Consider the following 21,157-nt stretch of genomic DNA (forward strand, 5'->3'; position numbering starts at 1 on the left):
TGGGCAGCAAGATAGAGATGATCTGTGTCCAGCGCCAGCCCGTCACGGTACCAGTTGCAAAACAGGGGATTCCGCCATGTCCATTCGTCTGCCCCTATCCATCCATCTGGCTATGCCGCCTGCGGTTGTATCGACTGCGATCTGGGCCGCGCTGGTCCTCTCGTCCACTGCCCACGCCAATGAAAGTGCATCCATGTCGCAGAACACCACGCCGCCCATCGCCGAGCAGCGGCCCTACAGCTTCGAACGCCACGGTGTCACGATCGAGGACCCGTGGAGTTGGCTGAGGGATGCCGACTACCCCAAGGTCGATGATGCCGACGTGCTGGAATATTTGAAGGCCGAGAACCGCTATTTCGAAGCGCAGATGAAGCCTTATGCCAAGCTCACCGACACATTGTTCGAGGAGATGAAGGGGCGCATCAAGGAAGACGATGCCTCGGTCCCGCAAAAGGATGGCGACTGGCTTTATTGGGTCGAGTACGACAAGGGCGCGCAGTACAAGAAGTGGTATCGCAAGCCCGTCGCCGGCGGCGAGAAGGTGCTGCTGCTCGACGAGACCGAACTCGCCAAGGATGCCGAATACTTCCGGCTTGGCGCGTTTTCGGTGAGCCCCGATGGCAAGTTGCTTGCGTATGCGGTCGATGATGATGGATCGGAGCGTTTCGAGGCGCGGATCAAGGACCTCACCACGGGGCAGGTGCTGGACGACGTTATCCCGGGAACGCTGTCATCTTTGATCTGGCGCGCGGATTCGAAGGCGCTGCTCTATGGCCTGGCCAACGAGAACTGGCGCACCGACAATGCGCGGCTACACGTGCTGGGCACACCGGTGGAAAGCGATGTCGAACTGTACAAGGAAGCCGATGAAGGCTTCCGTGTCGATATCGGGATGACCTCGTCGGAAAAGTACATCGTCATCGCCACCGGCGACAACGAAACCAGCGAAGTGCGGCTGGTCCCCGCCGACAATCCGCAGGCGACGCCCATCCTGGTCCGTCCACGCCAGAAGGGCGTGGAATATGACGTCGAGGAGCGCGATGGCACGCTGTACGTTCACACCAACGATGATCACATCAACTTCCGCCTCGCGACCGCGAGCATCGCAAAGCCTGATGCTTGGACCACGCTGATCCCCGGGTCGGACGAATTCTACATGACCGACATCACGACGTTCAAGCAGTTCTACGTCGTCGAAGGACGCCGCGACGGGCTCGACCAGATCGAGATCCGTGACTACGCCGATCCGACCAAGGTCACGCCGATCAGCTTCCCCGAAGCCAGCTATGCCGCATCGCTGGGGGATAACCCCGAATGGGACATGATGACGCTTCGGCTGGCATATGAATCGATGGTCACGCCCGATACGGTCTATGATTATGACGTCGCCAACGGCGCGCTGACGGTGCTCAAGGTGCAGGAGGTGCCTTCGGGCTACAACGCGGCGGACTATGTCACCGAGCGGCTGATGATCCCCGCGCGCGATGGCACCAAGGTGCCGGTGTCGGTGATTTACCGCAAGGGAATGAAGCAGGACGGTACCGCGCCACTGCATCTGTATGCGTACGGCGCATATGGATACGCAATACCGCCCAACTTCTCGGTCACCCGGCTGAGCATGGTCGATCGCGGCTTTGCTTATGCTATCGCGCATATCCGCGGCGGGGATGATCTGGGGCGGCAATGGTACCTCGATGGCAAGCTGACCAAGCGGACCAACACGTTCAATGATTTCGTCGATGTCGCCAAGGGGCTGATCGACCAGGGCTATACCGCCAAGGGCAAGGTCACCGCGAGTGGCGGCTCGGCTGGTGGCGAGTTGATGGGGGCGATCGTCAATTCCGATCCCGATCTGTGGGGGGCGATCGTGGCGCACGTGCCGTTCGTCGATGTGCTCAACACCATGCTCGATGAAACGCTGCCGCTGACCCCGGGCGAATGGCCCGAATGGGGGAACCCGATCACCGACAAGGCAGCATTCGACCTGCTGCGATCATACAGCCCGTATGACAATGTCGGCGCGCATGCTTATCCGCCGATGCTGGTGACCGCAGGGCTCAACGATCCGCGGGTCACCTATTGGGAGCCGGCCAAGTGGGTGGCAAAGCTTCGCGTGACCAAGACCGATGACAATGTCCTGCTGCTCAAGACCAACATGGGAGCAGGCCATGGCGGCAAATCGGGCCGGTTCGATTCGCTCAAGGAAACCGCCGAAGAGTTCGCCTTCATTCTGTGGCAGATGGATATGGCAGGCGAATAATCCTGGCAGATAGCCTGGCTGGGCCGGGCAGGGGGTCAGCCCCTGCACGGTCCAAGCTGTTCGAGCACGAAATTGTAATCGCGTCGCGCAAGATCATTGTCCGCGGGGGTATCCGATACCAATGCGCGCGGCGGGATCTGCGCGGGCAGTGAGCAGGCCAGGCGGTACCACAACAACGTGCCCCGGCGCGGCGGCGAGGCGGCTTCGTCAACGATCTCGGTTAACGATACCGCCCAGCGCGCTGCCAGTCCGGGCCGCCGCAGAACGGAGATCGACACCGGATCGCCGGTCGAGGTTGCCAGAAAAATCTGCGTTTCTCCCTCGCCCTGCAGGTTGCCGCGCACGTGCAATGCCTCGCGGATACCGCGAATGGTCGGTGGCGCATCGGGTGAAACCAGTTCGGTCACGATTGCGCGCACCTGCTGTTCGGTCGTGGCGGACCAAGCGATCTGCGCATTCTTCGAGACCAGTTGGATTTCTCCCGGACGCGATCCCGGGCGCGCAAACAAAAGAAACTGCGCCTTTTTGAGCTTTGGCACCTTGGCGCGAGCGTCGCGCGGGACGTCAACGAGGTACCGAATCGATTCGGAAACGCCCGCTTTCCCGCGAATGAGATTCATTACCTCTGCTTCGACAAACAGTCGCACCATATTGGCGGGAACGTCCGGCGCGCGCTCCGCATCGACCACGGTGGTCTTTTTGACCTCGACGCGCAGCACCTGCGGGGCAGTATCGGAAAGCCTCGCCAAAGTGACGTAATCGTTGCTGGAAGGTGCCTGCAAGTTTTGGGCGGATGCTGAAAATCCCCCGGAAACCCCGGCTGCCAGCGCGGTAGCCGCTGCAAACTGGATCATGGCTCGGGTCATGGGCGAGGCTCCTGAGAAGAAAGTGTGGGGAGATGGCCTTCGGGGCTCAAACGTTAATTCAAACTGAATCCATTTAAGCGATTGCCTGCTGATAAGTTGCGCGTTAAATCCTGTTTCGGGCAAGAGAAAAACAAACCAGAGGCTGAAATGCGATGGAGGCGCGGGGCAACCACACAGGTTGCATTCCGCAATTTATCCGTTTCAGCACCAGCCGCGGTCATCGGCTGGTTTGCCCGGGTGTCGCTTATCGTCGTATGCGTGCCGCCCGGGTGATCAGGTTTAATAAGGGTAAGGAGCGTCGTTTCTGAATGGCCTATGCTGATCAACAGGCAAGCGGAAACAAGATAGTTTCCCTCGTTGTCGTGGCGCTGATCCACATTGTGGTGATTTACGCCCTGGTAACCGGACTTGCATATAGCGCGGTCAAAACGGTCGCGGAAAAACTCAATGTCGTGGACATTGAGGAGGAGGTAATCGAGGAGCCTGTACCGCCTCCACCGCCACCACCGGACCAGCCAATAACTCCGCCGCCGGTCGTAACACCGCCGCCGATTGTGCGGACGCCGCCAACCTCGGCACCGACCATCACCACAACCAATGTTCCGCCGCCGGTGTTCATCCCGCAGCCGATCGCTGCGCCGCCACCGGCGCCGCCAGCACCGCCTCCGGCGCCGTCAAAGGCGTCGGGAGCAGCGCCCCGTGGCAACCCGGGTAGCTGGGCGACGCCGAACGATTACCCGGCACGAGCGCTTCGTGAGGAACGCGCTGGTACCACCAGGTTCCGCGTTAGCATCGGTCCGGACGGGCGCGTGACGGATTGTCAGATTATCGGATCGAGCGGTCATGCCGATCTCGACCAGGCAACCTGCACCAACGTGACCCGCAGAGCGAGGTTCAGGCCCGCTCTGGACGCAGCAGGCAATCCAATTGCGGATTCCTACTCAAATGCGGTTCGCTGGGAAATCCCGAGGTAGTTGCTGGAATGGATGCCGCTACGGCGGATTGGGTTTTGGTTTTTAGACGCACCGGTTTTGTAACGGCGCTCTACACATTTTCTGAGAGGAAGTTTTGATGTTGATTGAAATGCTTGCTGCGGCTGGGGCCGAAGCGCCGAAAAACGCTTTTGGTTTCATGGAAGCCCTCGAACAGGGCGGCGTCATCGCGTATGCGACCGTCGCTATCCTGGGTATTATGTCGTTTGGTTCGTTCTTCATCCTGTTCACCAAGCTCTTCGAACAGCAGAAGGTCATGTCGCAGCACCAGAAGGTCCGCGAAGTGTTCTGGCGTGCTGGCGGCATGAAGGAAGGCGCCGCCAAGCTCGAAAAGAACTCGGCTTATCGCCAGATCGTCGACGACGGCATCAAGGCTCAGGAAGAGCACGCCAAGCTGACCGATCCGGTCGAAGCGCATGACTGGCTGCACGGTTCGCTGGGTCGCTCGGAAGCCGCGATCAACGCCAAGCTTGCTGGTGGTCTGCCGTTCCTGGCGACCGTTGGTGCAACCTCGCCGTTCATCGGTCTGTTCGGTACCGTTATCGGTATCTACCGCGCGCTGATCAAGATCGGCATCTCCGGTTCGGCATCGATCGACCAGGTTGCCGGTCCGGTTGGTGAAGCACTGATCATGACCGCGCTTGGTCTGGGCGTTGCTGTTCCTGCCGTGCTTGCTTACAACTGGCTGCAGGCTCGTAACAAGCAGATCGCCGCCCAGCTCAGCGCTTTCTCGAACGACGTGCTCGGCTACATGGCTTCGAACGGTGCCGTGATCCCGCACACTCCGGTTGCTGCCGCCAAGCCTGTAACCGCTGCAAAGCCGGTCACGGCTGCACCGATCAAGAAGTAATCGACATCACCGGTCGGCGGGCCGCTTCTAGCAAGCGCCCGCCGAACGTGGTGTTGGCACCGTCCGGTCAGGGTGGATATGCTGAAGCCTTGCGGCTTGGAATATCCGGTTTCGGTCAGGCGCTGCACAAATTCAATCCGGCCCATATGGGTTCGGCCAGTACAGAATAGGAATTGTTGCGATGGCAATGAGCGTTGGAGGAGACGGCGGCAAAGAGAAGCCGATGTCCGACATCAACACGACCCCGCTTGTGGACGTCATGCTGGTGCTTCTTATCATCTTCCTGATCGCTATTCCGGTGGTTATCCAGACGGTTGACGATCTGACCATTCCGGTGGTCGAGTTCGAACCCACTGAAACGAAGGCAGAAAACATCCTGCTTTCAGTTTCGACGACCGACGCGAACGGCCTCAGCCCTGGCGACGACGGGTATTTGGGTGCTTCGCCAAACGGTGAGTGCCGCGTGTACGTCAACGTGACTCCGGTGGATAACGTCGAACTTCAGGACATCGCGGTCAAGCGGCTCGAGGCGATCATCGCTTCGGCTGGCGGCGTTGAGAATCTTCAAGAAGAAGATCTCCCCGAGGTTCACATTCGCGGTGATATCAATGCACCTTACCGCTGCATTGGCGGTGCCATCTTCACGATGCAGCGTGCCGGTTTTGCCAAGGTTGGGTTCATTTCGTCACCGATTGATCTGACTGCGGTCTAATTGCGCGCCTGCGCACTGAAATGATTTGGGAGTAGCTTGATATGGCAATGAGTGGCGGCAGCGATGATGGCGAGCCGATGATGGAAATGAACACGACGCCGTTGATCGACGTCATGCTCGTTCTCCTCATCATGTTCATCATCACCATTCCGGTACAGACCCACGCGGTCAAGATTGACCTGCCGGTCGACAGCCCGACACCTCCCGAAGTGGTGATCGAGCCGGTCAAGAACAAACTGACGGTTGATGTCAACGATACCCTGGCCTGGAATGGCACGCCGGTGTCGCAGTCTCAGCTGGCTGGGATCCTCGCGCAGACGCGCAATATGGAGCCTGAGCCTGAGCTGCAGTTTCAGCCCGATGCGCGTGCACGGTACCAGATCGTCGATGAAGTTCTGGTCGTCATCAAGCGCAGCGGCGTGACGAAGCTAGGCTTCGTCGGTAACGAGCAGTACGGCACGTTCCAGAAGGCTGCGGCGAACTGATCAGTCAGCTCCGTCGTATTCGAGAGACATCAAAAAGGGCGGCGTAGCGATACGCCGCCCTTTTTTGTGTTCCTGTGGTTCAGGCGTTGCGCTGACGATCCGAAAGCTGACGCAGGGTGGTCAGGGCGTCCCGGAGCGCAGCGTCCATATCGTCATCGGCTGCGGTGTCGGGCGCTTGGGTCAGATTGGTTGCAGCAACGTCCGAGATGGATTGGCCAATACGAGCATCGGTCTGCTCGGAGAAGGTATCTGTAAACGCATTCTCGGCAGGTGAGTCTTCCCAAGGCGACGCATCGACCGAATGTGGGCTGGCTATAACGTCCGCGCTGATAGTGCGCTCGCGGCTGGTAGCCTCACCCTGAGCATCGATGGCAGGGTCGCTGACCCGGAAGCGAAGGGGGGAACGAGCGTCAGCGTCGCTGGCAGGAGCGTTCGTCATCGGAATGACCCGGCGTTCAGGCGCTATCTCCTGCGTGCGATCGGCGGTCTGCGCGCTCGCCAAGTTCCTGCGCCGCGCGAGCCCGGTTTCGAGGCGGTCAAGCAGCGTAGGAATATCGAGATGGCTAAAATCGGTGGCTTGGGTTGGTCGTGACGCGGCATCCTGTTGTGCTGGTGCACTCATCGTACGCGCGTCGTCGAATGTCTCCGGAACGTGCTCAAAGGCGACGGCTTCCGGTTCTGACTCAGGAAACCTTGCTTCGGTCACGCGCTGCGCAAAACGAAGCGAGGGCACGGCTGCGGTTTCGTTCAGCGCGAACGTCATCCCGGCGTCCAGTGCGAGCGGCTCGTCTTCGGCAGCGATTATCCCGGATTCGGTCAGCGGGGCAGGGTCAGTTAGAGGCGGCAGCCTATCCAGCGGTGCGCCCAGATCGCTGCTCGCCATGATCGGCGCGCGGACAGGTGCATCGGGATGCTGGTCGCCGTTTCGGATCCTGAGCCGGCTTAGGTCGGCAAATTCTGTGATCTCGCCTTCGGATACCTCTGCCTTGCCGAAACGCAATGTGCGCAGCCAGCCGGCAAGCCGCGACCCCTTCGAGCCGGTTGAGGCAGTATCGGCCATTGCACCTGCATCGTTGGGCACCTGTTGGTTCTTTACGACCGTTTCAAATCCCATCGTCTCTGTCTCCCCGCGCGGCAGCAGCGCCAGCAGCGCTCCTGCAGTCAATGCTCCAATTCCGGCGCCAAGCGCCAGCCGGGCGGTATTTCCCAGCGGCGGCGCCGCAGCGGGAAGCAATTCGGCGATACCATAGGCGGTGACAAAGCCTTCGATCGCATTCATCGGAATGAAGCTGCTGCCAACAGCTGCAGCCACCCCGCCGCCGATCGCGATCGCGGTCGGATAACGCACAGCTGCAGGGGTTTCGGCGAGGTTGTCGCCTTGATCCTGTTGGTGGTGGGTGTCAGTCATCGTGTTCGAACCTGTGGCTGCGCGGCGGATCAGGCTGCGTTGAAAACGCGCCTGATCGCCTGATGATCTAGCATGTGCTGGTAAACGGGTTGATAACGTTCGACATTGCGCGCCCAGTTGCGTTCCTCGGCAACGAACATGCGGGCCGCCTCTCGCCGTGCATCCCAGATATCGCGAGCGCCGGCCAGATCTGCAAGCGCCTTGGCTATCGCTGCCGGGTCGTCGGCGGCGAACAAGGTGCCGGTCACGCCATCGGTGATCAGTTCGCGGTGCCCGCCGACATCGGAAGCTGCCACTAGCCGCCCCTGAGCCATCGCCTCGAGCGGCTTGAGCGGCGTCACGGTTTCGGTGAGCCGCATGGCCTTGCGCGGATAGGCAAGGATATCGATCAGGCTGTAATACTGCTCGACCTCATGGTGCGGCACCCGTCCGGCAAAGCGGATCGCATGTGCTGCGGTCGATTCAGCGGCCTGCGCGCGAAGCGCATCTTCAGCCGGGCCACCACCCACCAGCAAAAACCGGATGTCGGGGTTGCGTTCGAGCAGCATCGGCATCGCGGCGATCAGATCATCAAGCCCCTCATACGGGTAAAAGCTGCCGATAAAGCCGATTACCGTCTTGCCGGTGAGACCCAGCGCTTCTGCACGCGCCGCGTCTGGAGGCACCGGAGTGCCGAACATTTCCATATCGACGCCGTTGGGCGAGACTATGATCTTGTCGGCTGCAAAGCCGCGCGCGATCAGGTCCGCGCGCAGGCCATCACAGATCACGGCGACCGCATCTGCGCCCGCCACCGCGCGGTTCTCCATCTGCCGGGTCAGCCAGTATTTGGGCGATCCTTGCGTTCCGGTGCCGTTGCCAACCGCTGCATCCTCCCAGAATGCGCGGATTTCGTAAAGCACCGGAAGCCCAAGCTTGCGCCCGACACGCAGAGCGGCGAGCCCATTGAGGGCGGGGGAATGCGCGTGCAGAATATCAGGCTTCCAGATTGCGCAGGTCGCTTGCGTGGCGCGTGCGAGCGCCGCGATATCGCGCCATTCGCGCAGGCCCGGCGGACCCGATACGGTTTCCATTGTGCGGTGAAAGGTCAGGCCATCATGCACCTCGACCGCGTCCACCACGGCGCCTCCGGGCAGCGATGCCTGGTGGCGGATGCTGGTGACGCCGCGGACATCGAGCCCCGCGCGTTGCTGCGCGGTCATGATCGCTCGCGTGCGAAACGCATAGCCGCTGTGCAGCGGCAGGCTGTGGTCGAGAATATGAAGGATCCGGGTCATTGCCGCCAAACCTATGGCGCAAAAGGTTTAACGCCGCGTCAACCCATTGCAGTTATGGCTTTAGACTTGGAAGCGCCCGGTGCATAGTCGCAGGTGCCAAAGGGGCTACAGGACCGCAACAAATGGTCGATAATTTTGCCATTGCGGTCTCCCATCTGCTTGTCGCGATCGCGATCTGGCGTCTCGCCTGGCGCGCCGACCTTGATCACGAAGACCCCCCGGCAGGCGACGGTTCCGGGACCGACTTCTTCCGCCGCGCGCCGCGCCCGACCAAAAAGGGGGATCACGATGCGTGATCTTGCCTTTGTCGGTTTTCTGATGGCGTTCCTGGCGATGGGCTTCAAGCGGCCGTTCATCTTTGTGCTGGCTTATGCCTATGTTGATATCGTCGCGCCGCAGCGGCTGAGCTATTGGATGCTCAATACGGTTCCGATCTCGCTGATCGTGTTCGGATTGGCGTTCCTCGGTTGGCTCATCGCCGATGATAAGCGCGACATGAGGGTGTCCTTTCGCCAGGGTGTCATGGCACTGCTGCTTGTCTATTGCGCCTATACCACCAGTGTTGCCGACTTTCCGGTCGAGGCAGAGGGCAAATGGGATTGGGTATGGAAGGCGCTGGTGTTTGCGATGTTCCTGCCGCTGACTCTGCGTACCAAGTTGCGGATCGAGGCGCTCGGGCTATTGATGGTGCTGTGTGCATGCTCGATCATCATCACCGGTGGTATCAAGACGCTTGTTTCGGGCGGCGGCTATGGGGTGATGCGGCTGCTGATCGATGACAACAGCGGATTGTACGAAGGGTCGATCATCTCGACCGTGGCGATCTGCATCGTACCGTTGATCTGGTGGCTGGCAAAGTTTGGTACGGTGTTTCCGCCCGACTGGAAGGTGAGGGGCTTTGCCTATGCGCTTATCCTGGCGTGTCTGCTGATTCCGGTGGGCACACAGGCGCGCACCGGGCTGGTGTGCATCGGCGTGCTGGCGGTGCTGATGCTGCGTTTTGTCCGCTATCGCTTTGTGTATGCCGGGCTGCTCGCCGCGGCGGCGGTGCTGGCGATCCCGTTCCTGCCGCAAAGCTTCACCAATCGCATGGCGACGATCGGCGAGTACCAGTCGGACCAGTCGGCTTCCACACGCGTCGCGGTCTGGGCGTGGACCTGGCAATATGTCCAGTCGAACCCGATGGGGGGGGGCTTCGAGGCGTATCTTCAGAACAGGGTGAAGTTCGACACGGTCGCAGCAACGGGCGATGGCCCCAACACCCAGATCGAAAAACAGGAAGTCACAGATGCCGGCCGAGCTTATCACTCGAGCTATTTCGAGATGCTCGGCGAACAGGGATTCCCGGGCCTGGTCATGTGGCTGATCATCCATTTGGGCGGGATCTGGCGGATGGAAGTGGTGCAACGGATGTACCGCAAGCGCAACCGCCCAGACGAGGACTGGGTGGTGCCGCTGGCGCTGGCGTTGCAGAACGGACAGATCATCTACATGGTCGGCTCGTTGTTCGTCGGGATCGCCTTCCAGCCGTTCATCTATATGCTGATCGCGCTGCAGATCGGGCTCGACACCTATCTGGCGCGTCGTCGCAAGGAGGCCACTCGTCGTCCACTTGCCCCGCATGGAGCGGCGCGACGGGTTGCGTGATCGCGACCGGCGCTCTAATTGCCGGATATGTCGACAAAACCTGCCGCTGATGATGTGTCAGCTCTCCCCACACCGATTACTGCCGAAAATGCCCAGGAGCGGCTGACGGGCCTGTGGGTCTGGGTCAGTGCCCATGCTCTGGAGATCGCCATCGCGGCGGGGATCGGCACTGCGATCTATATCGCGCTGGCATTTCTGCAACGCAGGGCGCGGATCTACGCCGACCGGCAAGATGACCGTCTCGCGCTGACGACGATCATCGCGCGAACCTTGTCGAAGACCAAGCATTATTTCGTCCTGATGGTTGCGGTGAGGCTGGTGGTCGGTTTTTCCGAGGCGCCGCTGGGCATCGTCCAGGTGGTCAACTTCCTGTTCACCGTCGCGGCGGTGTTCCAGTGCGCTATTTGGGCGCGCGAGATCATCCTCGGAATGATCGAACGTCGCGCCACCGGCAGCGAGGATGCCGGCGGCGAAACGCTCGCCAACGCGATGTCGCTGATCAAGCTGCTGGTCAGCGTCGTTCTGTTTGCGATCGCCTCGATCATGGTGCTCGACAATCTCGGGGTGAACGTCAACGGTCTGATCGCCGGTCTCGGGATCGGCGGCATCGCCATCGGTCTTGCCGCGCAAGGCATTTTCTCGGACCTGTTTGCCGCGCTCTCGATCATCTTCGACAAGCCGTTCAAGCGTGGCGAGACGATCGCATTCGACAACACCACCGCGACGGTTGAAAAGATCGGCCTGAAAAGCGCCCGATTGCGTTCGGTCTTTGGCGAGGAGGTGATCATCTCGAACACCAACCTGCTTGGCAAGGAAATCATCAATTATACAAGGCTCAACCGTCGCCGTACCCGTTATGCGATTGGCCTGATCTACCAGACGCCGCCTGCGCGCGTACGCCTGGTGCCCGCGATGCTCCAGGAGATCGTCGAGCAATCGGGCGGGGTGTTCGTGCGCTGCGGCTTTGTCGGGTTTGGTGCGAGTTCGATCGACCTGAATCTCGAATTCGACGTGATGAGCAGTGACTTTGAGCATGTCTTTCAGACGCGCCACACCATCGGACTTGCGATCCTCGAACGGTTCAATGCCGAGGGCCTGGAATTTGCCTATCCGACGCAGACCACCTTCACGTCTGCGCCTGACGGCACCATGATCATGCCCTATCCCGAAAAAGGCTACCCCATCCCCGTGACCGATGATCGAAGACCGGACAGCTGAGTCGGGGGGCCTGCTTCCCTTTCCGTTTGCGTCAAGTGCGGCGCGTGGCGCAGATGCCGTAGCGGCGTGCAATCTGGCCTTGTGTCAGTAGTGCAAAAGCGCCAAAAGACGCGCATTCCAAGCGACGGTGCGATCTAAACATCACCGCCGCAGCATCGACAGGAGAGCGAGAATGAGCGCAATTTCCCCGCAGGAAATGAAGGACATGGTGGGTCAGGCCCTGGGTACGTCGGAATGGCTCCTCGTGGATCAGGAGATGATCAACAAGTTCGCCGACGCCACGGGCGACCACCAGTTCATCCACGTCAACGAGGAAATGGCCAAGATGACGCCGTTTGGCGGAACCATCGCGCACGGTTTCCTCACGCTATCGCTTTTCCCGGTGATGATGGCCAAGTCCGATTGCCCCCGCGTCGAGGGCGTCAAGATGGGCGTCAATTATGGTGGCAACAAGGTCCGCTTCCTGGCGCCCGTTCGCTCGGGCAAGAAGGTGCGCGGCCACTTCAAACTGCTCGAGCTCGAGGAAAAGCGCCCCGGCCAGTGGCAGCAGACGCTCGAGTTCAGCGTCGAGATCGAGGGTGAAGACAAGCCCGCTTTGATGGCCGAATGGATCAGCCAGTTTTTCGTATGACCCAGACCGGCCCGCGGACAACACCGCGTGGCCTTACCGAGGAGAATATCCATGCGTGATGCAGTAATCGTTTCCACCGCCCGTACCCCGATTGGCAAGGCCTATCGCGGTGGCTTCAACGCCACACCGTCACCGACGCTGGCCGCCCATTCGATCCGTGCCGCTGTCGAGCGTGCAGGCATCGAAGGCGGCGAAGTCGACGATGTCGTTTATGGCGCCGCGCTCCAGCAGGGTGTGCAGCACACCATCGGCCGCACCGCCGCGCTGCGTGCCGGTCTGCCGGTCACCGTTGCTGGCATGTCGATCGACCGTCAGTGCTCGTCGGGCGTGATGGCGATCGCGACCGCGGCCAAGCAGGTCATCGTCGATCGCATGGATATCGTCGTTGCCGGAGGCGTCGAGTCGATCTCGATGGTGCAGACCCCCGAAATGCGTGTCGCGCCCGATCCCGAACTGCTGGCGATGCACAACGATGTGTACATGCCGATGTTGCAGACTGCCGAGACCGTAGCCAAGCGCTACAACATCAGCCGCGATCGCCAGGACGAATACGCCTATCGCTCGCAGATGCGCACCGCTGCTGCCCAGGCCGCCGGCAAGTTCGACGACGAGATCATCGCGGTAAAGGCGAAGATGGCGTTCAAGAACAAGGAAACCGGCGAGGTCACGATGACCGATGTCGAAGTCACCAAGGACGAAGGCAACCGCGCCGATACCACGCTCGAGGGCTTGAAGGGCCTTCAGCCCGTGATGGGCCCCGGCATGAACATCACCGCCGGCAACGCCAGCCAGCTTTCGGATGGTGCGTCGTCGTGCGTGATCATGGAAGCCAAGATCGCCGAGCAGAAGGGGCTGCAGCCGCTGGGTCGCTATGTCGGCATGGCTGCAGCAGGCACCGCACCTGACGAAATGGGCATCGGCCCCGTGTTCGCGGTGCCGCAGTTGCTCAAGCGCTTTGGCCTCAAGATGGACGATATCGGCCTGTGGGAGCTCAACGAAGCGTTCGCAGTGCAGGTGCTGTATTGCCAGGACGTGCTGGGCATCCCCGACGAACTGCTCAACGTCAACGGCGGCTCGATCTCGATCGGCCACCCTTATGGCATGACCGGCGCACGGTGCACCGGCCACGCGCTGATCGAAGGCAAGCGTCGCGGTGCCAAGTATGTTGTCGTGACGATGTGTGTCGGCGGCGGCATGGGCGCAGCAGGCCTGTTCGAAGTCTTCTGAGTCCATACTGACAGACAAAACAGACACCCCGTCGCAGCCATGGTGCTGCGGTGGGGTTTTTGTTGCGTGATGCATCCTTCGGTTCTGGAACGAGATCCCGGTCAGGTCGTACATCCTGTATCACTTACAGGAGCTTATCGCATGTCCGATCTCGCAACACAGTCCGACACCCATGAGGCGCTCGACGCTTTCTGGAGCGCGCTCGAATCAAGCCCCTTCCTGATGCTGGGGCTTCCGTCGCAGAACGCTCACAGCATGCCGATGACCGCGCAGTTCGATGGTCACCATGGCCCGATCTGGTTTTTCGGTTCGCGCTCGAGCCGGCTTGCCGAGGGGCTTGCCTCGTCCAATGATGCGATGGCGCAGTATGTCGGAGAAGGGCACAACATATTTGCCTGCATTTCCGGGATGCTGACGGTGGACAACAACCCGGCGATCATCGACAAATTCTGGTCCAATACGGTCGAGGCTTGGTACCCACAGGGCAAGTCCGATCCAGATCTCGTCATGCTACGCTTCGATCCCAACAATATCGAAATCTGGCAAGCCGATATGTCTCTCGTCGGCAAGATCAAGATGATGTTCGGTGGAACGATGAATTCGGCCGATCTTGAAGGCAAGCACGTCGAAACCGCGCTTTAACGGATAATCAGCGTCCAGACACACGCACATTCTGGGGCGGGATCAGGATCGATCCCGCCCCTTTTTTCAGCGTTCACACTCCAGCCGAAGCGCTCAGCGGGGAAGGCTGATCTTGCCGCCTTCGAACCGGAAACCGCCGATGCGGTCGTCGGCCAGCAATGCCGGTCCATCGAGATCCACCCAGTCGGCCGTTTGCGCCAGATGAAACGCCGGGTGAATACCGAGGCTCGACGACAGCATGCAGCCAACCATAGTCTTCAATCCACGGGCCTTGGCAGCTTCGCTCAACCTGAGTGCCTCGGTGAGTCCCCCGGCCTTGTCCAGTTTGATGTTCACGGCTTGAAACCGCGACGCGATCCGCTCGATATCCTCGGCGACATGGCAGCTTTCATCCGCGCAGAGCGGCAGCGATGACATGACGCCTTCAAGGTTGTCTTCCAGCCCTGCCGCCACCGGTTGTTCGATCAATTCGACCCCCAGTATCTTGAGCTCTGATGTCATCTCTTCGATGTCAATGTCGCCCCAGGCTTCGTTGGCATCGATGATCAGGCGCGCATCGGGTGCACCAAGCCGGACCGCCGTCACCCGCTCAAGGTCGGCTTCGCCGTCCATTTTCAGCTTGAGCAGAGGATAGCCCTTGGCTGCAGCCGACTTGGCATCTGCCTGCATCGTCGCGGGGTCGTTAAGTGAAATCGTGTAAGCGGTGACCAGCGGTTCAGGCTCGGGCAGTCCCGCCAGCTTCCACAGGGGCGTGCCCGTCATTCGCACTTCGAGGTCCCACAACGCGGCATCGAGCGCGTTGCGGGCGGCACCCTCCATCATCGTCTGCAGCAGGTCTTCGCGGGTCAGCGGACGGTTCTGGCTGGCGCGGGTTTCGATGGCGTCGGCGCACAGCTCTGCGGTCTCGCCCTCATAATAGATCGGTGTACCTTCGCCGCGTCCCACGAGCGTGCCATCGGTCACTTCGCAGTAGACGACATCGACCTCGGTTTTGGCACCGCGGCTGATAATGAAGCTACCATCGACGGCAAAGCGTTCCACGCGAACGGTTTTGAGAGTAATCATGCGCGCCCACTAAGCGGCAAGGCAAGGGGCGGCAAGGCAGAAATGCCCGGTGCCGCCCCTCTGATCGGTTCAGGTGCACGGTCAGTTGTGGGTGGCGATCCAGTCCTCGACAACCGGCGCAATCCGCTCACGCCATTTGCTACCGTTGAAAATCCCGTAATGGCCGACGCTTTCGGCCATCAGATACCGCTTCTTAGCCTTCGGCAGCTTGGGCGCGAGCGTCAGTGCGGCGCGGGTCTGGCCAAGGCCGCTGATGTCGTCGCGTTCGCCCTCAATCGCCAGCATCGCGATATCGGTGATCGCGCCGGGATCGATACGCTTGCCGCGGTGCATAAACTCGCCCTTGGGCAGGGCGTGCGTCTGGAAGACGTTCTCGACGGTCTGCAGATAGAATTCCGCGGTCATATCGCAGACCGACCGGTACTCGTCGTAAAAGTCCTTGGCGGCGTCAGCGCTTTCGCCGTCGCCGGCGACCAGATGCTTGTACATTTCCCAGTGGCTCATCATGTGGTTGCCGAGGTTCATCGACATGAACCCGGTGAGTTGCATGAAGCCGGGATACACCTTGCGGCCGGCGCCCTTGTATTGGAACGGCACCTTGGCGATGACATTGTGCTCGAACCAGGCCAGCGGACGCTTGGTGGCCATCGTGTTGACCGCCGTTGGCGCTTCGCGGGTGTCGATTGGCCCGCCCATCATCGTCAAGGTCTTCGGGCGGCAGGGATGCTGGTCGGCTGACATCAACGCAGCTGCCGCAAAGCTGGGCACCGATGGCTGGCAGACCGCCAACATGTGCGCGCCGGGGCCGATGTGCTCAAGGAAGCCAATCAGGTAGTCGATATAGTCGTCCAGATCGAACCGACCCTCGCGCAAGGGCACATCGCGCGCATCGGCCCAATCGGTAACATAAACCTCGTGCTTCGGGATCATCCGCGCCACGGTTCCCCGCAGCAGCGTCGCATAGTGACCCGACATCGGCGCGACGATCAGCAGGCGCGGTGCATCCTTTGGCAGGGTCTCGTGACGGAAGCGCAGCAGATCGCCGAACGGGCGTTCCAGCACGATATCCTCCTGTACCGCGCTGGCGATGCCCTCGACTTCGACTGTTTCGATCCCGAAAGACGGCTTGCCGTATGGCGCGGATGCATGCGCAAATACCTCGAGCGCAGATGCCATGATCGGATCGCCGCCGAAATACGTCATCGGATTGAACGGGCTGTTGAGCATGTTGGCGCCCATCGTCGCGATGGCGCTGGCGCTCGACAGAAACGAGCGCTGAAGTTCGTAAGCGTGGTAAAGCATGTAATTCCCCTGCAAACCGCCGTGTCCGCTTTGCGCAGCTCTATCCGGAGGCCTCTCGCCAATGGTTGTTGCGCTGCAGCAATCAAAACACAAGCCCTTTACGCGTAACAGGGCGTTGAGGTTGCGGTGACAACCATTGGCCCATTTGGGTTAAGACAACGGCCACATCGCCCTCAGGGGTACCCGCAATGGTCTCGGCGCACGCAATCCGTGACCTGCCCTCAATCCGCCAAAATCGTTGAGTGGAACTGGCAGGCCTGCTAGGCGCACTGCCATGGCGGAAACACACATTTCATCGGCCCCTGACACGGCTGCACCAGTTCAACCCGGCGCAGTCTCTGCGCCCGATGCCGAAGAGGTGGCGACCACCAAGGGCAAGCGCGGCAATCCGCGCCAGCTGGGCAATCTGGCGATGATCATGCGGTTCGCTTCGGCCTATCCTCGGCAAATCACCTGTGCGATCCTCGCCCTTGCCGTCGCGGCAGGCGCAACGCTGGCAATTCCTGCAGGCTTCAAGATGGTCATCGACCGCGGTTTCGACTCCGGAGGCAGCACGCAGGATATCGGACGCTGGTTCCGCTACCTGTTCCTGATCACCGTGGTGCTGGGCTTGTCGACCGCACTGCGCTTCTATTTCGTCTCGTGGTTGGGTGAGCGGGTCGTGGCTGATATCCGCCTGGCGGTACAGCGCAATCTGCTCGGTCTCGCTCCCAGCTTTTTCGAAACCAACCGGCCATCGGAAATCGCCTCGCGGATGACGTCTGATACCGCAATCGTCGAGCAGGTCGTCGGCACCACCGTCTCGGTCGCGTTGCGCAATCTGGTCGTCGGTATCGGCGGCATTGCGTATCTGTTCTCGCTCGCACCCAAGCTGACCGGCATGCTGCTGCTGGGTATCCCGGTGATCGTGCTTCCGATCGTATTCATCGGTCGCAAGCTCGAAAAGGTCGCACGATCCAGTCAGGACCGCGTTGCCAATGTCGGCGCCACCACGACCGAGGTGCTGGCCGCGATGAAGATTGTCCAGGCGTTCGGACAGGAAGAGCGCGAGGCTGGCCGGTTCAGCGAAGCCGTCGAAAGCACCTTTGCAACCGCTCGCCGCCGCATCACGCTGCGCGCCAGCCTGACCGCTGTCGTCATCACGCTGATCTTTGGCGCGATCACGATGATCATGTGGCAAGGCGCGGTCGATGTGATCGAGGGGCGGCTTTCGGGCGGTGACATCGCCGCGTTCGTGCTGACCGGTGGCCTGGTTGCAGGCGCATTTGGTGCCCTGACCGAGGTCTATGGCGATCTGCTGCGCGCAGGCGGCGCTGCGGGGCGGTTGAACGAACTGCTCAACGAACAGCCCGAGATCCGCGCGCCAGCCAATCCGATCGTCCTGCCTGTACCCCCCCGCGGCCAGATCAGCTTCCAAAATGTAAGCTTCGCCTATCCGACCCGGCCCGAAACACTGGCACTCAAGGATTTCTCGCTGCAGGTCTCGCCGGGTGAAACCGTGGCCATTGTCGGGCCTTCGGGTGCGGGCAAATCGACCCTGTTTCAGCTCGCTCAGCGGTTCTACGATCCGCAGGCCGGCTCGGTCCGGATCGATGGGGTTGCGCTGCCGTCTGCCGATCCGAAGGAAATCCGCCAGCGGATGGCCTTCGTGCCGCAGGACAGCGTGCTGTTTGCCGCCAACGCCCGCGACAACCTGCGCTACAGCAACTGGGCCGCGACCGACGACGAGATCTGGGATGCGGCGCGCGCGGCCAATGCCGAAGAATTTCTGCGCAAGCTTCCCGAAGGCCTCGACAGCTATTTGGGCGAGGGTGGTGCCCGGTTATCTGGCGGCCAGCGTCAGCGGATCTCGATCGCACGCGCGCTGCTGCGCAATGCACCAATCCTGCTACTCGACGAGGCAACCTCCGCACTGGATGCGGAAAGCGAGAAGCTTGTCCAGAACGCACTCGATCGGCTGATGCATGGACGGACCACGCTGGTCATCGCGCACCGCCTGGCGACCATTCGCTCGGCCGACCGGATCATCGTGATGAGCGATGGCGGGATCGTCGAGCAGGGCACGCATGACGAGCTTTCCGCGCGCAGCGGTCTGTACGCGCGGCTGTCGAGCCTGCAGTTCACCGAAGGTCCGCTGGCAGCGGAGTGATCGCCGTGAGAGGGCAATTCTGCCTCACTCGGGTGCTGGGGGATGCCGGATCATGATTCGGCGTGCACTGGCCTTGCTGTCGCTGATGTTCTTTCTGGGGACAGGCGCATTCGTTGCCGATTCCCCGTTACCACCCAACACCAGCCAGCAGATCGTGCTCAAACGCCCGCTCGACCTGCCAGCTTTGCCGCACCGGCTTGGCAATGGCGAACTCACACTGATCGATGGCTGGGAACTGGACAGCGACAACAGCGATTTCGGTGGATTTTCCGCACTGCACACGACGGGCAACGGACGGCTTCTGGCGCTGAGCGATGCATCAATACTGGCAGGCTTCACGATCGGCGAAGGAAGCACCGCGCAGGACAGCTTCATTGCGCCACTACCGATCCGCAGGGGCGAGCGCAGCACCAAAAAGGATCAGGACGCCGAGAGCTTGACGCATGATCCGGTATCCGGCCGGTATTGGGTGGGTTTTGAGCACAACCACCGCATCCGGCGCTACTCGCCCGGGTTTGCGCGGGCCGAGGCGACCGGCGCGCCGCCAGCTATGGCCAACTGGCCCAAGAACGGGGGGGCAGAAGCCATCCTGCGGCGTCCCGATGGCAGTTTCATTGTATTTGCAGAGGCGCATTCCGAGGCTGCCGGGGTTACCACCGGGTTGATCTTTGATGGCGATCCGGCTGAACCCGCGGCCCCGTCGCAACGCTTTTCCTATCGGCCGCCGCCAGGCTATCGGATGACCGATGTTGCCGCGTTGCCAGACGGACGGTTGCTCGCGCTTCATCGCAAGTTCCATTATCTCAGCGGGGTCAGTGCCAAGCTTGGCATTATCGATCCTGCGCAGATCGTTCCTGGCGGCCTGGTGGAGCCCAGGGTCATCGCGACCCTGAAGCCACCATTTCCTGTCGACAATATGGAGGGGATAGCGATCGACCGGGAACAGAGCCAAACCATCATCTGGATAATATCCGATGACAATTTCATGACCTTGCAGCGAACCTTGTTGCTGAAGTTCGAATTCAGTGGGCCGCGCGTTTTGCCACGATCTTGATTTCAGTCTTGCCTGTGGGGAGGTACAACCGCGTTACCTGGACAGCGGTCCACGCAGGAAAGGGGGGAGCAAGATATTGTTTCTGCACCGACGACATCGGGCCGATTTGCGCGTCGATATCGGTGTGGTAGCTGGTGACATCGACCACGTCCTCCCAGCTCGCCCCAGCACGGATCAGTATGTCGCTGATCCGGCGATAGGCGCGGTTGAACGCGGCCTCATCGACATCCGGGCCGACGACGATACCCGAAAGGTAGATCGTGCCATCAGCCAGGATGACGGCGTCGCTGAAGCCCGCGCTTTCCTGGAAGGCGCGTTCTTCAGCGTTGTTCGAGTAAAGCACTTCCGCCGTTGTGCGCGTACCAGCCAAGGCGGGGTGCGCTACGGCGGAAAGGACCAGCGCACCTACACCAAGCAGGATGCGCTGGCGGGCCATGATCAGGCCGCTGCCTTGTGCAGCTCGCGCTTGATCTTGGCAGCGCGCGCCGAGAGCTTTTCCTCACCGGTCTTGATCAGCCAGTTGTCGAGGCCGCCGACATGTTCAACCGAGCGCAGGCCTGCGGTCGAAACACGCAGCTTGAAGCTGCGGTCGAGCTTTTCGCTCATCAACGTGACGTTCTGCAGGTTAGGCAGAAATACGCGCTTGGTCTTGTTGTTGGCGTGGGACACATTGTGGCCCACCATCCGGCCCTTGCCGGTCAATTCGCAAATCCGCGACATGGTGTAAGAATCCTGATGAAACGTTGTGTTTATGAAGGGAGGGCGGTTAGCCTCAGACAGAGTTGAAGTCAACCTTATGCTCGACCCGCTGACGCAGCTATGCGTGAAAATTGCTGGCAGGGCAACCGCAATGCCAGTAGTTCGCTGGGTATGACGCTGGATCACGCCCGCCGCTTAGCTGCTCACGCGCTCGAACTTGCGCAAAAGGCAGCATTGCTTGGCGAGGTTCCTGTGGGGGCGATCGTTGTCCAGCAGGGCAGGGTCATCGGCGAGGGCCATAACCAGCCCCGCGCACTTCACGATCCCACCGCGCATGCCGAAATCATGGCGATCCGCGCCGCGTGTGCCACCTTAGGAAGCGACAGGCTGATGGGCTGCGACCTTTGGGTCACGCTCGAGCCTTGTGCGATGTGCGCCGGAGCCATTTCGCATGCCCGGATCGCGAGACTGCACTACGCGGCCAGCGATCCCAAAGGCGGCGCTGTCGAGCATGGCCCCAGGCTGTTCCAGCAGCCCACCGTGCTGCACAAGCCTGAGGTGTATGCAGGTGTCGGCGAAGCCGATGCGGCTGCGCTGCTGAAGCAATTTTTTGCAGCGAGGCGCTAATCCCCGATACCGTCACCCTCGCGCACGCGGGAATGACGGTATCGGG

Annotated in this window: 22 protein-coding genes; 14 read left to right on the top strand and 8 right to left on the bottom strand. The window is 60.9% G+C overall.

The window, feature by feature from the left end:
* Positions 1-193 precede the first annotated feature (193 nt).
* Entirely contained in the window at positions 194-2,260 is a 2,067-nt protein-coding gene (locus tag IEW00_RS11520; protein ID WP_188514623.1) for a S9 family peptidase, read from the top strand.
* 35 nt (positions 2,261-2,295) lie between these two features.
* Here the strand turns inward: IEW00_RS11520 and IEW00_RS11525 are convergent, their stop codons facing one another.
* Together IEW00_RS11525 and IEW00_RS11530 are read right to left on the bottom strand one after the other, a co-directional pair.
* The gene (locus IEW00_RS11525; protein WP_229736990.1) at positions 2,296-3,126 is read right to left on the bottom strand and encodes a hypothetical protein; all 831 of its coding nucleotides are present in this window, start codon (positions 3,124-3,126) and stop codon (positions 2,296-2,298) included.
* A 53-nt stretch (positions 3,127-3,179) separates the two neighbouring features.
* The gene (locus IEW00_RS11530; RefSeq protein WP_188514633.1) at positions 3,180-3,503 is read right to left on the bottom strand and encodes a hypothetical protein; all 324 of its coding nucleotides are present in this window, start codon (positions 3,501-3,503) and stop codon (positions 3,180-3,182) included.
* Between IEW00_RS11530 and IEW00_RS11535 the strand changes: the two genes are divergently transcribed.
* From IEW00_RS11535 to IEW00_RS11550, 4 genes are all read left to right on the top strand, one after another.
* Positions 3,435-4,100 (top strand): energy transducer TonB, encoded by a 666-nt coding sequence (locus tag IEW00_RS11535; RefSeq protein ID WP_188514502.1) that lies wholly within the window; start codon positions 3,435-3,437, stop codon positions 4,098-4,100. The genes IEW00_RS11530 and IEW00_RS11535 overlap by 69 nt on opposite strands.
* 97 nt (positions 4,101-4,197) lie before the next feature.
* Positions 4,198-4,968, top strand: coding sequence for a MotA/TolQ/ExbB proton channel family protein (locus tag IEW00_RS11540; RefSeq protein ID WP_188514503.1), 771 nt, complete (start codon positions 4,198-4,200; stop codon positions 4,966-4,968).
* Between the two features lie 181 nt (positions 4,969-5,149).
* On the top strand, positions 5,150-5,680 hold the full coding sequence (locus IEW00_RS11545; RefSeq protein ID WP_188514504.1) for an ExbD/TolR family protein: 531 nt from the start codon (positions 5,150-5,152) through the stop codon (positions 5,678-5,680).
* 41 nt (positions 5,681-5,721) lie between these two features.
* A complete protein-coding gene (locus IEW00_RS11550; protein ID WP_188514505.1) occupies positions 5,722-6,165 on the top strand; it encodes an ExbD/TolR family protein in 444 nt (147 codons plus the stop codon).
* A gap of 79 nt (positions 6,166-6,244) precedes the next feature.
* On the opposite strand, the gene IEW00_RS11555 is transcribed toward IEW00_RS11550, so the two are convergent.
* Together IEW00_RS11555 and IEW00_RS11560 are read right to left on the bottom strand one after the other, a co-directional pair.
* Entirely contained in the window at positions 6,245-7,573 is a 1,329-nt protein-coding gene (locus IEW00_RS11555; RefSeq protein WP_188514506.1) for a hypothetical protein, read from the bottom strand.
* Between the two features lie 29 nt (positions 7,574-7,602).
* A complete protein-coding gene (locus IEW00_RS11560; protein ID WP_188514507.1) occupies positions 7,603-8,850 on the bottom strand; it encodes a TIGR04063 family PEP-CTERM/XrtA system glycosyltransferase in 1,248 nt (415 codons plus the stop codon).
* 122 nt (positions 8,851-8,972) lie between these two features.
* On the opposite strand from IEW00_RS11560, the gene IEW00_RS11565 reads away from it, so the two are divergent.
* From IEW00_RS11565 to IEW00_RS11590, 6 genes are all read left to right on the top strand, one after another.
* Positions 8,973-9,146, top strand: coding sequence for a hypothetical protein (locus IEW00_RS11565; RefSeq protein ID WP_188514634.1), 174 nt, complete (start codon positions 8,973-8,975; stop codon positions 9,144-9,146).
* Positions 9,139-10,497, top strand: a complete 1,359-nt coding sequence (locus IEW00_RS11570) for a putative O-glycosylation ligase, exosortase A system-associated (RefSeq protein ID WP_188514508.1) — start codon at positions 9,139-9,141, stop codon at positions 10,495-10,497. Before IEW00_RS11565 ends, IEW00_RS11570 begins: the two co-directional genes overlap by 8 nt.
* Before the next feature lie 27 nt (positions 10,498-10,524).
* Positions 10,525-11,715, top strand: a complete 1,191-nt coding sequence (locus IEW00_RS11575; RefSeq protein ID WP_188514509.1) for a mechanosensitive ion channel family protein — start codon at positions 10,525-10,527, stop codon at positions 11,713-11,715.
* 172 nt (positions 11,716-11,887) lie between these two features.
* Positions 11,888-12,346: a MaoC family dehydratase gene (locus IEW00_RS11580; RefSeq protein ID WP_188514510.1), complete on the top strand. Its 459-nt coding sequence runs from the start codon at positions 11,888-11,890 to the stop codon at positions 12,344-12,346.
* Positions 12,347-12,397: 51 nt separating this feature from the next.
* On the top strand, positions 12,398-13,573 hold the full coding sequence (locus tag IEW00_RS11585) for an acetyl-CoA C-acyltransferase (protein ID WP_188514511.1): 1,176 nt from the start codon (positions 12,398-12,400) through the stop codon (positions 13,571-13,573).
* A 141-nt stretch (positions 13,574-13,714) separates the two neighbouring features.
* The gene (locus IEW00_RS11590; RefSeq protein ID WP_188514512.1) at positions 13,715-14,215 is read left to right on the top strand and encodes a pyridoxamine 5'-phosphate oxidase family protein; all 501 of its coding nucleotides are present in this window, start codon (positions 13,715-13,717) and stop codon (positions 14,213-14,215) included.
* Between the two features lie 93 nt (positions 14,216-14,308).
* Here IEW00_RS11590 and IEW00_RS11595 read toward each other — a convergent pair whose 3' ends face one another.
* The gene (locus tag IEW00_RS11595) at positions 14,309-15,280 is read right to left on the bottom strand and encodes a dipeptide epimerase (protein WP_188514513.1); all 972 of its coding nucleotides are present in this window, start codon (positions 15,278-15,280) and stop codon (positions 14,309-14,311) included.
* 81 nt (positions 15,281-15,361) lie between these two features.
* Positions 15,362-16,582, bottom strand: coding sequence for a polyhydroxyalkanoate depolymerase (locus tag IEW00_RS11600; protein WP_188514514.1), 1,221 nt, complete (start codon positions 16,580-16,582; stop codon positions 15,362-15,364).
* A gap of 274 nt (positions 16,583-16,856) precedes the next feature.
* Between IEW00_RS11600 and IEW00_RS11605 the strand changes: the two genes are divergently transcribed.
* A complete protein-coding gene (locus tag IEW00_RS11605; protein ID WP_268235814.1) occupies positions 16,857-18,731 on the top strand; it encodes an ABC transporter transmembrane domain-containing protein in 1,875 nt (624 codons plus the stop codon).
* Positions 18,732-18,783: 52 nt separating this feature from the next.
* Entirely contained in the window at positions 18,784-19,785 is a 1,002-nt protein-coding gene (locus tag IEW00_RS11610; RefSeq protein ID WP_188514515.1) for an esterase-like activity of phytase family protein, read from the top strand.
* Here the strand turns inward: IEW00_RS11610 and IEW00_RS11615 are convergent.
* Both IEW00_RS11615 and rpmB read right to left on the bottom strand, forming a co-directional pair.
* Positions 19,754-20,221 carry a Rid family hydrolase gene (locus IEW00_RS11615; RefSeq protein ID WP_188514516.1) on the bottom strand — a complete coding sequence of 156 codons (468 nt, stop codon included), beginning with the start codon at positions 20,219-20,221 and terminating at the stop codon, positions 19,754-19,756. The genes IEW00_RS11610 and IEW00_RS11615 overlap by 32 nt on opposite strands.
* Before the next feature lie 2 nt (positions 20,222-20,223).
* Positions 20,224-20,505 carry a 50S ribosomal protein L28 gene (gene rpmB / locus IEW00_RS11620; RefSeq protein WP_188514517.1) on the bottom strand — a complete coding sequence of 94 codons (282 nt, stop codon included), beginning with the start codon at positions 20,503-20,505 and terminating at the stop codon, positions 20,224-20,226.
* Positions 20,506-20,655: 150 nt separating this feature from the next.
* Here rpmB and IEW00_RS11625 point away from each other — a divergent pair, with 150 nt between their 5' ends.
* Positions 20,656-21,111: a nucleoside deaminase gene (locus IEW00_RS11625; protein WP_188514626.1), complete on the top strand. Its 456-nt coding sequence runs from the start codon at positions 20,656-20,658 to the stop codon at positions 21,109-21,111.
* Positions 21,112-21,157 lie beyond the last annotated feature (46 nt).

Origin of the sequence: Blastomonas aquatica, assembly GCF_014639875.1 — a bacterium.
GTDB classification, from domain to species: Bacteria; Pseudomonadota; Alphaproteobacteria; order Sphingomonadales; family Sphingomonadaceae; genus Blastomonas; species Blastomonas aquatica.